At 45.9% G+C, this 14827-nt stretch carries 11 protein-coding genes and 1 tRNA gene; 3 read left to right on the forward strand and 9 right to left on the reverse strand.

Going from position 1 to position 14827, the window contains the following annotated elements; translation table 11 throughout:
* Positions 1–34: 34 nt before the first annotated feature.
* The 8 genes from GL182_RS12500 to GL182_RS12535 form a co-directional block, all read right to left on the reverse strand.
* On the reverse strand, positions 35–2290 hold the full coding sequence (locus GL182_RS12500; protein WP_163380003.1) for a TonB-dependent receptor domain-containing protein: 2256 nt from the start codon (positions 2288–2290) through the stop codon (positions 35–37).
* A gap of 334 nt (positions 2291–2624) precedes the next feature.
* The gene (locus GL182_RS12505) at positions 2625–3014 is read right to left on the reverse strand and encodes a hypothetical protein (protein WP_163380004.1); all 390 of its coding nucleotides are present in this window, start codon (positions 3012–3014) and stop codon (positions 2625–2627) included.
* A 30-nt stretch (positions 3015–3044) separates the two neighbouring features.
* Positions 3045–4175 (reverse strand): hypothetical protein, encoded by a 1131-nt coding sequence (locus GL182_RS12510; protein WP_163380005.1) that lies wholly within the window; start codon positions 4173–4175, stop codon positions 3045–3047.
* A 78-nt stretch (positions 4176–4253) separates the two neighbouring features.
* Complete coding sequence (locus tag GL182_RS12515; protein WP_163380006.1) at positions 4254–6041, reverse strand: hypothetical protein; 1788 nt, start codon at positions 6039–6041, stop codon at positions 4254–4256.
* 191 nt (positions 6042–6232) lie between these two features.
* Positions 6233–7603, reverse strand: coding sequence for a Gfo/Idh/MocA family protein (locus GL182_RS12520; protein WP_163380007.1), 1371 nt, complete (start codon positions 7601–7603; stop codon positions 6233–6235).
* A 96-nt stretch (positions 7604–7699) separates the two neighbouring features.
* On the reverse strand, positions 7700–7894 hold the full coding sequence (locus tag GL182_RS12525; RefSeq protein WP_163380008.1) for a hypothetical protein: 195 nt from the start codon (positions 7892–7894) through the stop codon (positions 7700–7702).
* A 99-nt stretch (positions 7895–7993) separates the two neighbouring features.
* A complete protein-coding gene (locus GL182_RS12530) occupies positions 7994–8566 on the reverse strand; it encodes a uracil-DNA glycosylase family protein (RefSeq protein ID WP_163380009.1) in 573 nt (190 codons plus the stop codon).
* A gap of 329 nt (positions 8567–8895) precedes the next feature.
* Entirely contained in the window at positions 8896–11649 is a 2754-nt protein-coding gene (locus tag GL182_RS12535; protein ID WP_163380010.1) for a TonB-dependent receptor, read from the reverse strand.
* Between the two features lie 360 nt (positions 11650–12009).
* Between GL182_RS12535 and GL182_RS12540 the strand changes: the two genes are divergently transcribed.
* The 3 genes from GL182_RS12540 to GL182_RS12550 all read left to right on the forward strand — a co-directional run bounded on the left by GL182_RS12540 (position 12010) and on the right by GL182_RS12550 (position 13496).
* Positions 12010–12082, forward strand: a tRNA-Gln gene (locus GL182_RS12540).
* 305 nt (positions 12083–12387) lie between these two features.
* The gene (locus tag GL182_RS12545) at positions 12388–12960 is read left to right on the forward strand and encodes a Crp/Fnr family transcriptional regulator (protein ID WP_163380011.1); all 573 of its coding nucleotides are present in this window, start codon (positions 12388–12390) and stop codon (positions 12958–12960) included.
* Positions 12961–13046: 86 nt separating this feature from the next.
* Positions 13047–13496: an SRPBCC domain-containing protein gene (locus GL182_RS12550; RefSeq protein ID WP_163380012.1), complete on the forward strand. Its 450-nt coding sequence runs from the start codon at positions 13047–13049 to the stop codon at positions 13494–13496.
* Positions 13497–13662: 166 nt separating this feature from the next.
* Here the strand turns inward: GL182_RS12550 and GL182_RS12555 are convergent, their stop codons facing one another.
* Complete coding sequence (locus tag GL182_RS12555; RefSeq protein WP_163380013.1) at positions 13663–14658, reverse strand: hypothetical protein; 996 nt, start codon at positions 14656–14658, stop codon at positions 13663–13665.
* Between the last annotated feature and the right edge of the window lie 169 nt (positions 14659–14827).

The raw sequence follows: 14827 nt of genomic DNA on the forward strand, positions 1-14827 counted from the left end.
ATTACAGGCTAAATAAAATACTTATTTATCTTTTTTAGAAATCAACACTCAGCATCAGCCTTACATTCCGTCCTGGAGCGTACAATGGAGCCCCTTGAGTACGAATGGGTCGGTTCAGGTGCTCGTAATAGGTCTGATCCAGCAGGTTGTGAACTGAGGCCCGTACCGTGAGGGCCGGCCACAAGCGGTACGCAGCTTCCAGGTCCAATAAATGAAAACCCGGACTTGTGGGTTCTCCAAAGCGGGAAGACACACGTTTTTGAGCAGAAACAGCCCGCCACCGGAGCAAGGAAGTCAACTTTCCATCCAGGTGTTTGCCCTGCAAGGAGTAGCGCAGATCCAGGGGCGCAATTTCGGGAAGTGCTTCCTGATGTGGGAGATCCTGACCATAGGTATAGGCAGCCATCAGGGACTGCGACCACTGTGGGGCTATCCTGTGCTCAATGGTCCATTCCATCCCGGTTTTTATTGCCTCCTCCAAATTGATAAACTTCCTGACGCCGGGACTCTGGGGCAATCGGGGAGCAAGTTCGGTCCGTACACCGGTAATGTAGTCATTCAGGTAAGCCCCAAACAGGCTGACCGAGATGGAAAACTGTTCGGTCTGATGCTGCAGGCTGATGTCGAGTTGATTGTTCGTTTCCGGTTTCAATTGAGGGTTACCCAGGAGTTCGTAAGGATCCAACCCTACCGGAAAATAATTGATGTACCGTTCGGTAAGGCTGCCGCTTCTACTAACCCGTGCCAGCCAGAAACCGAGTTGCCAGGCATCGTTCAGGTCCTTTTGCCAGCCTAAAGAAATGCCGGGATTGGCTTGCAGGGAAGAAATTTCATCAAATTGCTGCCTGAATTCAACGGTAGGGTCCAAGGCCTGAGCCCGGTTCATGTCCAGCCTGCCGGATATACTGAGCATCCCTTCTTTCAAGGGAATGGAATACGCCGTAAAAAGCCCGAATTTTTGTATCATAGCCTTTTGCCAGGCATTGTCCAGTAGGGTTTTGCCTTCATTGGGTCCCATCAGAAATGTCCTTTCCCGCACTCCCGCAGCCTTTTCGTTTCGGAAATCCAGGCCGGCAAACAGGCGACCGGTACCCGGTTGCCATTCTCCTTCCACCCTTCCGCCGGCGTTGGATGTTTTGGCAGGTGTTCGGGCATCCATCATCCGGGGGCTTATCTCTCGTAAGCCATTGTCCATCAGATGATCTACCAGGCTAAGGTAAACTGACTGGGTGATGGCCTTGAGCTGCCGCCCCTGGAAGGACTTCTTAAATCTGGCGTTTCCGATCCAGGTATCGTCTTTCCTTAAATCCATCGACAAGCTTGGGAAATCCACGTTTCGTGCAAAATTCCGGTTGAGGTTTACCGACAAATTTTCTCCCTTAGCGGTAGCAAAATCTCCATAAAACCCTACAGATCCACGCATAAAAGATGCAGGCACGGTATTGCCATCACCGTCCAGATAGTCCAAGCCACGGGACCAGGAACCTATCAGCCCCATGTCTGCCTTATTCGCTCTCCAACCCAGCTTGGCTTCGCTTCGCCACACCTGCCCATTTTGCTCCCACATGCTGGAAAACCTACCATAAGCCTCTGGTCTTTCGACAAATTCGGGAGTTTCGCTGATAAAATTTAACGTCCCTCCCAATCCTATTCCGTACCTTAGCGCATGTGGCCCTTTGAGTAATTCTACCTTTTGCATGCGGCTTAGGGCTATTTGTGAAGTGGGCGGGTCCATCCGGTTGGGGCAGGCTGCGCTGGCAGCTTGCAATCCGTCCACCACCACGTTTATCTGATCGTATTTGAAGCCCCGCATGACCGGATCAAAACCAAAAGCGCCACTTTTCCGAATGGAAGATATCATCGGGTTTTCATTCAGCAAAGCTCCTGCGTCGTGATGCAATTTGTCCCGGGACGAAAAGATAATTTGCTGATCCTTTTCCTGAGGGCTGCCAATGGCAATGACCGAAACTGGGGAAAGCTCCATCCAATCCGGATTCCAGTTTGCACTACCTGTTTCCCAAAGCCGGTTAAATGCTGCCTCTGTGAGCTCCCAGGAGCCGTATCGGAGGTGTTGCAAACGGAGCCTGCTTTCCTGCTGCAATCGCAGAAAAATCGTTCCGGATGAATCACTGCTCCCTACCTGGTTTCCATAGCTGTAACTTAAGCCTGAAATGGGAGAGCCATCCTCCCCGTCAAAAAAACGGATGGGTTTACCCTCTTGGGCATGGGCAATCGAAAGTACTGCCATCAATAGCATGGCTGGCTGCAATAATAAGACAATTCGTTTCATTACATAAAGATTTCTGGATTTCCCAAAAGGGAAATGAGTGATACATGGACCCGTTGGTTAGGAACTGTAAATGGTAAAGTATTGCGAAAGTAAACAGCAGGCATTTTGAATCGGGTAGCTTTTGTCACCGTGGCCTCGCTCCATGGTAAAAATCATCCATTTGGTACCACTATAGCTATAGTTGCAGCGAAGGTACCTTCTAAAATAGGATCGTTTTGGAACGCACGATTCTACACAACTGCTGTCCACTGTCGACTTAAAACAAGGGATAGGTTATGCCGAACAGCCTCTATTTTCAAAGCTGCCCATACCTGATTTTAGCAAATAAAAGAAATTAAGATTGGGGTGGATGGAAAATCCCCCCGGTAAGAAATCTGGACTTGCCGGGCTCCAGGTAAGCGTGATCTAACTGATCGGCCGATTTCGAAACGAAAGCAGCCTGGAAAGCATAAATGCGAGAAAAAACAAAAACCCAGGAAACAAATTCAGGTATACGAAGGTCCTGAGGCAGTTCGGTATTTGACGCCTTTTCCAACCTTCTCCCCAACTCACAGAAGCCGTGGCAATTCATTTGTGGCTTGTCCAAATTGATACAAAACATTTCTGCAATTGCCTCTCTGTTCCATATAAAATCCAGCTGAATCAAGGACAGGGTCGCACTCTGAACGAGCATCAAGCCTGCCAGCAAAAATGGAAGTGCATATGAAACGATTCGAGCAACCATGATAACCATTGTCAAATTTATGCAATTAATTTATTTACTGCTTACCATTTTTTCTTCTGACCTGATAATTTTTGCCTTCCCTGCCAAATCAACGGTGATTATAGATGCATTAACTTTCCTTCGAAAATAAACGATCAAGCCCATACTGAGAAATAGAGCGAGGATGGAAAACCCATTTACCGTACCAAAAAAATAACGCCAGGATGTCCATCCAGCCCAGGAAGAAGCTACTCGTGCTGCCAAGCTGATTTGAAAAATCCCCCATCCCCACCACAATACCGGATGGAATACGTCTGCTTTGATGCGAAAGACTGCAGGAAAAATGATCGGTGCATGGGCCCATATCATGGAGAAGGTAAATCCAAGAAAAAAGGTATGCAGGTACAGGTCATAATAGAAGGAGTGCCCTTCCATCCAACCCAGAATCCAGCCATTCAGGGCCAACCAAAAATAACCGGTAAGCAATCCAATTCCGATATACCGAAACTGCCCTGACTTTTTAGCTGCAAATCTGGCCATATCAAAGCGAACAAGCCATATGGACAAAATCAATAAAGCAGCACCCAAAACGGTGTTGCCCCATTGGTGAAAGGGAAGCAACAAGCCAAGGCCAAACACTGCCAGACCAGCATAAAAAACATATTTCGCCCAAACAGGAGTAGGTAAAAATTTATTCAGCTCCATCCTTTCTCCCAAAATGGTAAACAACAAAAATGCCATCCACCAGCCGGTTGCCATGGGTACAAAATCTGAATAGATATAGGCAAAATTGCCCAGCATCCAGGCTGCTGCTCCCAAAGCGATGATATAGGTATAGATTTTCGGAACTTTTAAGGTTTGGAAATACATGAGTACAACCAAACCTAAACTGGCAGCAAGTAGTAGAATGGCACCCAGTATTGGCCACCCTCCAAGCAAAAAAAACATGGATAAAGCGCTGGACAAGGGGACAACCAACCCATATTTATTTTTCATGACCATGGCTCTTTCGAGAGAAATCAAGGCCCCCAGAAAACAACCTACCATCAGCAGTCCGTGATGCGCAGCTGCTGCTCCCAGCGGAATGGCCACAAAGCCCAATCGGATCCAACCACCCAAAACTCCTGAAAGCAGGCTAAATACTATAAATGGTAAAATCCAGAAGGCTTGAATCGTTTTCATTTCATGATCATCCAAAAATGATTTCACAACTGCTTGCAGTCTTCAAATGTTCAGGCAGGATCAAGCATAACAAGACGTCTATTTGGTCAGACCCGGTGTCAATTCCTGCAGTTCCATTTTCAAATGATCCAGCTGGTATTTAATTTTCTCCATACCGGAAACCGCATCCATAGCAAAGACTGTTACCAACCCCTGGTAGTAATCGATTCCTTCAAAGAGGTTTTTTCGGAATTTATCCAGGTAGGCTTCCTGTTTTTTATTATTCTCAGTGACTGTTTTACTGATTTCTGTTTTCAGGTGTTGCATGTACAACTGAAGCTCTTTGACAAACACATGGGGCCTTTCGGCATCCAGTTTAAGGCTGACTTTTCCATAGATGTGGTCCACCATTTCTTTCAAACTGAATATCCCTTTAAAATAAGCCAGATTGGGACCCGGACAAATGGTCACTGCCTTAAGGTTCCTCCTGGGCACCTCTCCTCCACTTAAAATAGCAGGGGCACTCAAACCTTCACAGAGGCAATCCTTTTCCAATACCCCATTGATTTCCTCCTCGCTGATTTCTCCTTTTGCACGCTGTTTGATTTTCAAATCCTGGTATTGCCGTGATGCCGTACAAATGGGTTTCTCGGTAAATTCTGTATTAAAAGAAAGAAACTTTTTATAACAAGGACTTCCTGGCCGGCCTTTTTCAATCCGGGATATTCTCTGTTCTTCCGCACTGCTGTTTCTGAGATTATTGAAGGGAATTCCCAAAGGGGAGGCATGACTCAGGTAAAAATCTGATTTTTTTGCTTGCAGAAGTCTTTGTAAGGTGTCTTCATCCACGCTAGTGGCTTCCGGAACCAATAGGAATGGGCTTCCCCAACCGGTTCCATCCAATTGATAATAGTCCATCAGAAATTGGTTTTCTTCAGCATTCCCAATTCCCCCCTGATAGGTGATTTTAGGTTGACTGTTTTCCGGCAATTTCGCTAACCCTTTCTTTTCCAAAGCCTCCTGACACAGGTGAAAAAGGGTATCCCGAAGTTCTTTCCGATCCTCTTTAAAGGCATCCAGGATGGGCCCGGCGAGCAGGCCATCTGTGGCAAAGGCATGCCCTCCACAATTCAAACCCGACTCAATTCTGAATTCAGATACCCAAATCCCCTTCTTCGCTAAAAATTTTCCCTGAATTAATGCAGAACGGTAATCAGACACTTTCAATATCACAGGCTTTTTGATGGCTCCGTTTTCGTCTGGAAAAAATACATCGAATTCCTCCATATAGCTGTACAAGGCGGGATTCATGCCCGCCGAAAATACCACTCCCCCTTCCAGCTTGCTCTTTGCAAAGCCACGCAAAGCAGCTAAGGCATCGGAATATTCCCTGCCCAGTGCTTCTCCTGACTTGGAATAGTTGATTTTGTCAACTTTGGTCATGATGTTGACATCGGTTCTTCCCGGAACCAGGTGTTTTCTTAATTCTTCCTGCAGGTCCAGCCTTTTAAAACCGGCAGCATTCTTCATCATCAGGTAAAGTCTGGCTGCAGGATGATCTTTGGGTAGGAGATCGAAATACTGGTTGATATCCTTATCCAGGACAAAATCCTGACTTTGTAGGTGCCTCATTTCCCTGTTTACCACATATTGCAATAAATTCAGATAGGCTTCCACCCTTTTTGCACGGCTGTCATCATCATCCTCATGTATGGCAATGTAGGGAATGGTCAGTTCACGGCTGTATCGGCGCCGAATGTCCTCCAATAATTGGTCATCCATAATGGAAACTACAGATGAAATACCATATTTGGCTACTTTAATGGGAGAGTCTACTGTAAAACCCAATCCCATTACTGGAATGTGAAAATGATGAACTGATGACATAAGTGATGATTTCTAAAATAACGGACCACAATTGTGGCTATGATTATCCTACAAAGTTATCACCCAACTTTACCGAAAAAGCTATGTAGCATCAGGGATAAAACTGACTTTTGTCATAAAAATGAAGGGGCAAACCAATATGTAAAAGGAGAATTTCACCCGATGCCTGAACGAATTTGGACTGGGGATAATCACACCTTATATTCCCTGAATAAAGCACCCCACGGTTCTCTCATCTTTCTGGAAAGCAATTGATTGGCAGCAAAGTTACCCTTAAACTTTTCATTTACCGGATCCCAGTCCAGGTCCTGCTGGAGCATCATGGCGATATTACCCAGATGAGCAAGGCTGATGGACCGGTGCCCAACCTCAGCCGGTGCTATCGTTTCTTCACCGGAAAAAACACAATCGATAAAATTCCTGTAGTGGTTTTCACTTACATAAAGAGCCGTCTCATCCGGACCAATGCTGGTATCGGCCAGTGTTTCCGGATTAATTTTATGGTCACCCCTGGTAGCCCAGGCAGACCCTTCCGTTCCTTCGAAAGTCACTCCAAAATCCTTGTCACTCTGAATGATCAGCTTGATGCCGCTTTGGTATACACATTCAAAATAAAACCTGACTGCTGTATTCCATACGGGATGATCGGACCAGACCGCCTGGGCATTTTGTATTTTCACTGGTCCGGTATGGTCTGTTCCCATCCCCCACTGGGCAATATCCGGATGATGTCCTCCCCAGTCTGTTACATTTCCTCCGGAGTAATCCATGATCCAGCGGTAATTGACATGTGTCCGGCAGGGACTATAGGGAGCTTCCGGTGCCGGACCCAGCCACATATCGTAGTCAAAATCCTTCGGCACCGGGACGGTTTCGGTTAAATGTCCGGTTTTCCCAAAATCAGGAGTACCTCCGGGAAGTCCGCAAGTAACTGTGTGCAATTCTCCCAATCTCCCGTTTCTGGCCAATTCACAAACCCTTCGGAAATGATGGCTGGACCTTTGCTGGCTGCCGGTCTGGAAAGTAACCCCATATTTCCGTACGGCATCACTCATCGCCCTGCCCTCTTCCACCGTAAGGGACAGGGGCTTTTGACAATAAATGTGCTTCCCTGCAGCGGCTGCCATCATCACAGGAATGGCATGCCAGTGGTCAGGGGTAACCACTTCCACGGCATCAATATCTTTATTTTGCAAAACCTCCCTGAAATCGGTATAGCCAACTGCAGAGCGGTAAGACGTTCCATGTTTATCTGAGTAATACTCATCCACCACTTGTTGTATATATTCCCTTCCCGCTACCTTGCCATTCCAATAACCGGGGCTCTTTTTATTCACATCGCAAATGGCCGTAACCTGCACCCGTTGGTCAGGAAGAAATCCTTGCACATCATTACCCGCCTGATTTCCGGCACCGATAAATGCCATGTTGATCCGGTCGGATGGGGCTGTAAATCCATTTCTCCCCAAGGCCGATGCGGGAATAATGGTGGGGGCTACCAACAGCGAAGAAGCTGCTATGCCTGCTTTTTTCAAAAAAGAACGCCTGTGTTTATTTTCCATGCCTTAAAATACGCTTTTTATCTATTCGGACAAAAAATATATACCTCTGCTAATAAAATCCATTCCCTCAGTCCAACTCCATAACCAACCTGAAACCTATATCAAATCCATTTCCAGGCCATCCGCTAGGGTTTCATAGGTGAACCTGGTGGGATCAGTTGCTTCTTCACTGGCTGTATCAGCTTGGGGTGGCTGCTCCGAACAGGCAGGCAAAACAAGCATTAAAACCAGCATGCCTAAGGCCAATTTCAGCGCATAAGTAAGGCTATTTTGGGGACATATAGGGTTCATGGGCTGGCCGGGCTATGCAATTTCTGAAATAAAATTACTCATTTTGAAACTGATCAGATAATTAAATGGGGATAATATAAGCTGTGTTACCCTGCTTGCTTAGGTAATAAGCCGGGACAGCCTTCTCCTTAATTCAGGTACCACCTGATCCTCAAACCAGGGATTCCTTCGTTGCCACATGGTATTTCTGGGTGATGGATGCACCAGGGGGAAATATTCCGGGAGGTACCTTTCAAAATTCCGAACTGTCTCGGTCAGGTTTTTCCCTTTTTCTTTTCCGAGGTAATGGTTCTGGGCATATTGCCCGATCAATAAGGTCATTTGGATATGTGGCATTTGTTCCAAAAGTGCCGCATGCCAGGTAGGGGCACATTCAGGTCTGGGAGGCAGGTCCCCTCCTTTTCCTTTTCCCGGATAGCAAAACCCCATGGGCACAATACCAAAAATCTCAGGGTCGTAGAAAAGACCGGCATCCACACCCATCCAGCGCCTTAATTCCCGGCCGCTGGCATCATTCCAGGGGATGCCTGTGGCATGCACCCGGGTGCCGGGAGCCTGCCCGATGATCAGTACTTTGCTATTTTTGCTGGCCACCAGTACCGGATTGGGACCCAATGGAAGGTGGGGCTCACAGAGGGTGCATCCTTTTATGGTTTCCAATAGCGCTTTCATGATAGCCCAAATGTAAGGATATCTCCTTTGGAAGAAAACTTACTTCTTTCCCTGTCGGAAAAAAGATTGAGGAGCAATTAATCAATTGAACACTTGTTAATTACGTGATAGCTTATTAGATAAGTTCAAAAAAATGGAATCATGAATGCTACGCAAAAGCTCGCCCTCTTCATTCCATGTATGGTTGCACTATCCTGCCCGCATGAAATTTACAAAGTTGAAATAACAGAAATAGAATAAGCAAATCATGCGTGACTCGCTTATCTGGAAAGTCATCTGGAAAAGCACCTATTGGCCTGAAACCCGATTAACCTGCCTTTTTCTGCCCATTATAGCGCCATGTCATAACCGCCAAACCTTCTCAGGTTATAGGTGACCGTAAGCATAAAGAATTGTCGCAACACCTGGGTTCGAACGTCCTCCACATACACATCAGTCACGTTTCGGTCGATGCTTACGTTCTGGTTCAGCAGGTCAAAGATCGTCAATTTGATTTCTGTTTTGTTGCTGGGCGGGATTCGGTATCCCAAATCCAGGTTCACCAGCATGATGCTCCTGTCAAAGCCCTCTCCCAGCCCGGAATATACCTGGTGATTGACACTGCCTCCCATAAACACCCCTCCCAGGAAGTTCCAAAACAGATCAGCCCGTGTACGGTGGGTATAATAATTGTTTTCCAGGTCTTCCTGCAGACTGCTCCTCACGGTATTAAAACTCCCTCTGCTGGAAAGGTTAAAGTCGATCCTGTCGTTGATATTACTGCTCAGGTTGATCCCCTGACTAAAGGTCGAGTTGGTGTTAAAGTTTTCCTGCCCATTGATGATCCCCGGCCTGTTTCGAACGGTGTAGGAAGAATTGATATTCAGGTTGCTTTTCATGAATTTCAGCGGAAATCCATAACTGCCGTACAGCCTGAATACGTAATAATTGTCCAGGTTTACCGGCCGGGTATACTGACCGCCCTGGTTGAGCAAGACATCCTTTTGAATCAGGGTATCCTTTGCAGCGACAAAGGTTTCGTTTCCGATGTAGTTATTGCGGATATTGCCATACAGGAAAAACATCAGGGAACGGTTGGTTTCCGGATTGATCTTCCGGAATCGGGTAAACAGCCGATGGCTGTACTCTTGCACCAAATCCGGATTACCATTGGAAATTTGAAGGGGGTTGGCATTGCTGATCACATCCTGCAACTGCCGGATAGAAGGCGCATCGGTATCCGTATTGTAATCCACACGCATGTTACTGAATTCTCCCAGTTGGTAATTGACCACTACTCTTGGCAGCACATTGGAAAAGCTTCTTTGGGTGTTTTCAAAGCCTGGGAATAGGCGATCACTGTCTATGTTTGCGGATTCGTAACTGACTGTACTGTATACAGAGAGTTTTTCGGATTTATAACTGTAACCGAGCCTGCCCCTATGGGTCATGTATTGATTTTCGAAGCGATTGGTCAGGGCACTGTCCAGCCGGACAAAGTCCGTTTCAGCTTCCTGAATTTCCACCTCCTGATCGGTATCGGAGGCATTGTTGGACAGCCTATATCCTATTCTCAACCGGGACCGCTCACTAATCGGTTCAAAATAACTTACCCCTGTACTGTAATAAAAACTAGAGTACAGGTTATTTCTGAATTGGATCAGGGAATCTACATTGCTGGTCTGAAAATTTTCGTTCACGGCTACCATGTCTGACCGGCTGTCGCTATCATAGGTACTGGTATAGATATAGGTAGACAATGCCCTTCCCTCCTTGGTAAAATTATACCTGTAATTCAGGGAATTCCTGAAATTCAATGATTGGCGCTCTGAAGTGGTGGTATTGTTGTTGCTGCTGATAGGGGTGTTGGCATCAAAAAGGTTAAAGGCATCCCTGATATTGGTTGACTTCCGATAGTCCAAACCTATTCTGGGACGGAGAATAAGTGCATGGCGTTCATTGATATTATAATCCACTCGGGCACTCATGCGGTGACTTTGCGTGCGTGTCTGATTGTTTCTGTCTTCCTGATAAATCTGAAGGCTATCATTGGGCAGGATATATTCCCTGGAAGAAGACCTGTTCAATACATTATCCCGGTCGTTAAACAGGTAATTACCGGTTACTTTAAGTTTTTCGTCCTGGTATTCATCAGAAAAGTTTACACCAACCGCATTGGTATTGGTGATTCCCGGCAATTCGCCCACGGCCAGTTCGTTGCCGCCTCTGCGACTGTCATCTCCCTCGATATTTCCCAATTCATCCTCCCCGAAGTTCTGCTGGTTGATATTGTTGCTCAATCCAAGTATGGATAAGCGCTGGGCCTCATTGAAAAAGTTCATGTTGCCACCGGCAATGTAATTGTTATCCGTACCGTATCCCCCATAAAACTTTCCAAACCTACCGGCCCGCATATCCGGTTTGGTGATGATATTGATGGTTTTTGTGGTTTCTCCGTCGTCAAATCCGGTCAACCTGGCCTCATCACTTTTCTGATCCAGAAATTCGATCTTCAGCACCACCTGTGCCGGAAGGTTCTTTAAAGCGGCAGCCGGATTGTCTCCGAAAAAAGGCCTGCCATCTACCAGCACTTCCATCACTTCTTCTCCCTGCACTTCTATTACACCGTTTTGAATCACCACACCCGGCATTTTCCGTACCAGCTCATCCGCATCTGCCTGAGGCCGGGTTTTGAAGGCATTGGCATTGAAAGCGACCGTATCGCCCCTCACTTCTCCCGTAAGCGCATCGGCAGAAAGCTCAAAAGCTTCCATTTCCTGCCCATCACTTACCAGTTCGAATGTACCCAAATCGTTTCCCTGGGGAGCGGTCCTATTTTCTTGCAGGGTTTGGTACCCGATAAAGGATACTTCCACCAAAAACTCATTTTTTTCCGGCTTTTTGATTTCGAATTTACCATCAAAGTCGGTATAGGTAGAACTCAGGGTTTCACCTTGACCATCCTTCAGGAAAACATAGGCACCAAAGAGGGGCTCCTTCGTTTGACTGTCGATGATGGTCCCGGAATAGGTTTGCTGCCCAAAAAGTGCAACTGAGTTAAAAAAAAGAACGGCTACTGTTAAAAACGGTAAATGGAATTTCATGAATGTGGTATTATCAGAATGGTATGGATGCAATCGAAATATATTTTGGAAAAATGGTGACAAATCATATCCCAACCAAATCCAATTATGTTAAAGTAAAAATGATAGGTTTATGTGGTCAATTAAGCCTTTGGCACTAAATCTGGTTTCAGGAAAGAAATAACCCAAAAAAGCAAGCTTTTTTTTATAAAGGAAGTCTACCTAAGGGGACTATCATGACCAAAGGTGCATGGCAAAATTAAAATTTGCTTCTGAAAATAAGGCTTTTGAAAGTGATTGGGGAAAATTCTTATACATGGGGTTTGCATTAAAAAAAAAGTCCTGCTACATTTGTGACACCTTTGCGAGAGGGGATAAGTTTGGCCGATGGTGTAACTGGCAACACGTCTGGTTTTGGTCCAGAAGAGTCCAGGTTCGAGCCCTGGTCGGCCAACGATTTACCGGCCCAATTTAGGAGAAATCCCAAGTTGGGCCGGTTCTTTTTTGCAGTTTTTGTACTCATGGATTCATTTAAAGGCCGTTCTTTGGAGTGCTTACGAATCTTCATTACTATTCGAAATTGGTGTTGGCACATTTTTGCGACAATGTTTTTATGCTATGGTATCCCTATCATTAAAGGTAATCCCCTATCGCCAATCAAGAAGGACTGGTTCTACCATGAATAAAATTGGATGGCAGCTCGCAAAGCAATACTTTTGTCTGCTGTAGTTCAAAGATTAATTACCATTTGGCCCATTTATGGAAAGCCTGGAATACTATATCAAGGAATACTTTGGCGTTCTTAAACAGGATGAACTAAAAGTAGTATGCGATAAGTTTAAAGCGCAAATTCTACCCAAGGGTGCCTTTCTGATGAGGCAGGGACAGCCGGCCCATCAGCTTTCCTTTATCAAATCAGGTATGGTTCGCCTCTATACCCAGGATGATGGCAAAGAAATCACCCAATGGATTTCCACCCCGGGATATTTTGTCACCGAGATCTCAAGTTTTATGTTCGGAGGCAGTTCCCGTTGGAATATGCAGGCACTTACTGATGTGGACCTGTTCAGTATCGATAGGACTGATTATCAAAAAATACTAAAAGAAGTACCCCAATGGCATGAGTTTGAGAAGTTATTCATCATCAAGTGTTTCACCATACTTGAAAACCGGGTTTACAATCATCTTTCTAAATCTGCCGAAGAGCGGTATCAGGATTTTTTCAAGCAAAACCCATCTCTTTTCAACCAGGTCCCCTTACAATACATTGCTTCCATGCTGGGAATGAGTCCGGAAACCTTTAGCCGCATACGAAACAAACAACTTTCATAATTTCTTGATTTTTGTCAAGAGAAAGCAAGCAATAGCACCCTACCTTTGGTCTATAATCAATTGAAAATCACAAAAGATAAAGGACCATGAAAAAGGAAATCAAAACCCAGATCCGGATCAATGCAAGCCCGGAAAAAGTCTGGCAAGTATTGACAGATTTTGAGAATCATTCACATTGGAACCCCTTTGTACGTTCTATTACCGGGGAGGTAAAAAAAGGAAACAATATTAAAGTTGTTCTGGGCCCGCAAGGCACCAAGCCCATGACGTTTAAACCTACTGTTTTGGAATTTGATCAAGACCGTGAATTTCGCTGGTTAGGGCATGTTTTGTTCCCGGGTATTTTCGATGGTGAACATATTTTCCAACTTTTGGCAAATGAAGATGGCAGCACCACTTTTATTCACAGCGAAAAGTTCAAAGGAATATTAGTAGGTTTGATGGCCCAAAAACTTGATACAGAGATCAAAGCAGGGTTTGAAGATATGAACCTGGCACTGAAAGAACAAGTGGAGGAAATGGGGGTAGAGGTTTGATTTTCCTGCCCCAAAATGTCCCTTGGAAGGTACAGGAATTTTCCACATCCCGTGACTGGATAAACATCCCCATCACCTTCATCTGAAACGGGCTTGCTTATCCAAGCTATTTCCGGGACAAAAAATGCTGCGGAAGGACACACGAAGGTTGGCTATCTGCCACCCGTCACTTTGGCCCCTCTGCTGCCGATTGGATAAAGAAGCTTCCATGCTCAGGTGACAGGAGTTCTTGCGTGGGAATTCCGGCAAGAAACCCATTCTGCTGCAACCAATCTTTGGTTTTTTTACGTTCCTTCCCCTCAAATTGTGTCGCAAGCTGATAAAACAAAAACGTACGCTCGTGCCTCCCCATGCCAGCCTCGATGATCGGTAGGTAATGTGAAAGGTTTTTATCCATCATGAAGAAAAACAACTGGAAACCCAATCGAAGGTAGGCATCAAAGGCCGTCCCGGTAGGTACTGTCCGGATAAGGAAAGCCATCTCATCTTTAGTCAGTGGGCTGCTGGTCAGCAAGCGCAGGTTCGCTGCTTCACCGATAGGCGCCAAACCGAAGGGGCGTGCCTGCCAGGCATACCCGTTTTCGGAATAAAACTGCTTTTCTTTCGAAAGATCCATCGTTTGCCTCCACCCTCTTTCCTCGTCATCCACCCAATGAATCAGGTCCTCAAAAAAGCAAACGAAGGCTTTTTCGATAGCTACTCTTTTATTTCCGAAATGACCGCTTTTCTGCTGGTCAGGACGGTTGATGATAGGGGTATAGCGGACAGAATCACGAACCATACACCAGTGGTCCAGCATCCGAAAAAATGTCTGGCAGATAACATCGCCATCCATTTGCATCACCTGATTGGCCAGCGTTTCGATTCTGATCCGTAGTTCACCGGTAGAAAACCGAATTTCCTTCCGGTTATCCCGGATCTCTTGCTGCTGAAAAAGCATCTGCCAGCGCTGCCCCAGAAAGGCCACGTACACAAACAGTACGCCGGAAAGGGAGGCCAGTACCACCGATACTCCATTGACATATTCGGGCATACTTTGGGGGAAAAAACGCTGTACCGTCTCCGGCTTGATCACTGAAAGCAGGTAAAACGAAACGGCCGCCACGTCCAGTAAAATGGCGATCGCCAAAAGACCGTTCATCCTCCATTTTAACCATCGCATCGAATGCTTAATATCCTGATCAAGCTCCACCTGTAGACTTTTTGACAAGGTAGGTAAAATCCAGGCATTAGTGGGAGAAAAAATTAGCCGGAGATTCGCCTTTAGCGCCGTTTAGGTTTTGGAGATGGGATGATTGGAGATTAAGGGAAGTTGAATTAGATTCGCGTTC

It is taken from the genome of Cyclobacterium sp. SYSU L10401, assembly GCF_010993705.1.
Lineage (GTDB): Bacteria > Bacteroidota > Bacteroidia > Cytophagales > Cyclobacteriaceae > Cyclobacterium.

Excerpts from the sequence above, each read along its gene's own strand:
- GL182_RS12500 (WP_163380003.1), bottom strand. The coding sequence starts at position 2,290 with ATGAAACGAATTGTCTTATTATTGCAGCCAGCCATGCTATTGATGGCA.
- GL182_RS12505 (WP_163380004.1), bottom strand. The coding sequence starts at position 3,014 with ATGGTTGCTCGAATCGTTTCATATGCACTTCCATTTTTGCTGGCAGGC.
- GL182_RS12510 (WP_163380005.1), bottom strand. The coding sequence starts at position 4,175 with ATGAAAACGATTCAAGCCTTCTGGATTTTACCATTTATAGTATTTAGC.
- GL182_RS12515 (WP_163380006.1), bottom strand. The coding sequence starts at position 6,041 with ATGTCATCAGTTCATCATTTTCACATTCCAGTAATGGGATTGGGTTTT.
- GL182_RS12520 (WP_163380007.1), bottom strand. The coding sequence starts at position 7,603 with ATGGAAAATAAACACAGGCGTTCTTTTTTGAAAAAAGCAGGCATAGCA.
- GL182_RS12525 (WP_163380008.1), bottom strand. The coding sequence starts at position 7,894 with ATGAACCCTATATGTCCCCAAAATAGCCTTACTTATGCGCTGAAATTG.
- GL182_RS12530 (WP_163380009.1), bottom strand. The coding sequence starts at position 8,566 with ATGAAAGCGCTATTGGAAACCATAAAAGGATGCACCCTCTGTGAGCCC.
- GL182_RS12535 (WP_163380010.1), bottom strand. The coding sequence starts at position 11,649 with ATGAAATTCCATTTACCGTTTTTAACAGTAGCCGTTCTTTTTTTTAAC.
- GL182_RS12545 (WP_163380011.1), top strand. The coding sequence starts at position 12,388 with ATGGAAAGCCTGGAATACTATATCAAGGAATACTTTGGCGTTCTTAAA.
- GL182_RS12550 (WP_163380012.1), top strand. The coding sequence starts at position 13,047 with ATGAAAAAGGAAATCAAAACCCAGATCCGGATCAATGCAAGCCCGGAA.
- GL182_RS12555 (WP_163380013.1), bottom strand. The coding sequence starts at position 14,658 with ATGCGATGGTTAAAATGGAGGATGAACGGTCTTTTGGCGATCGCCATT.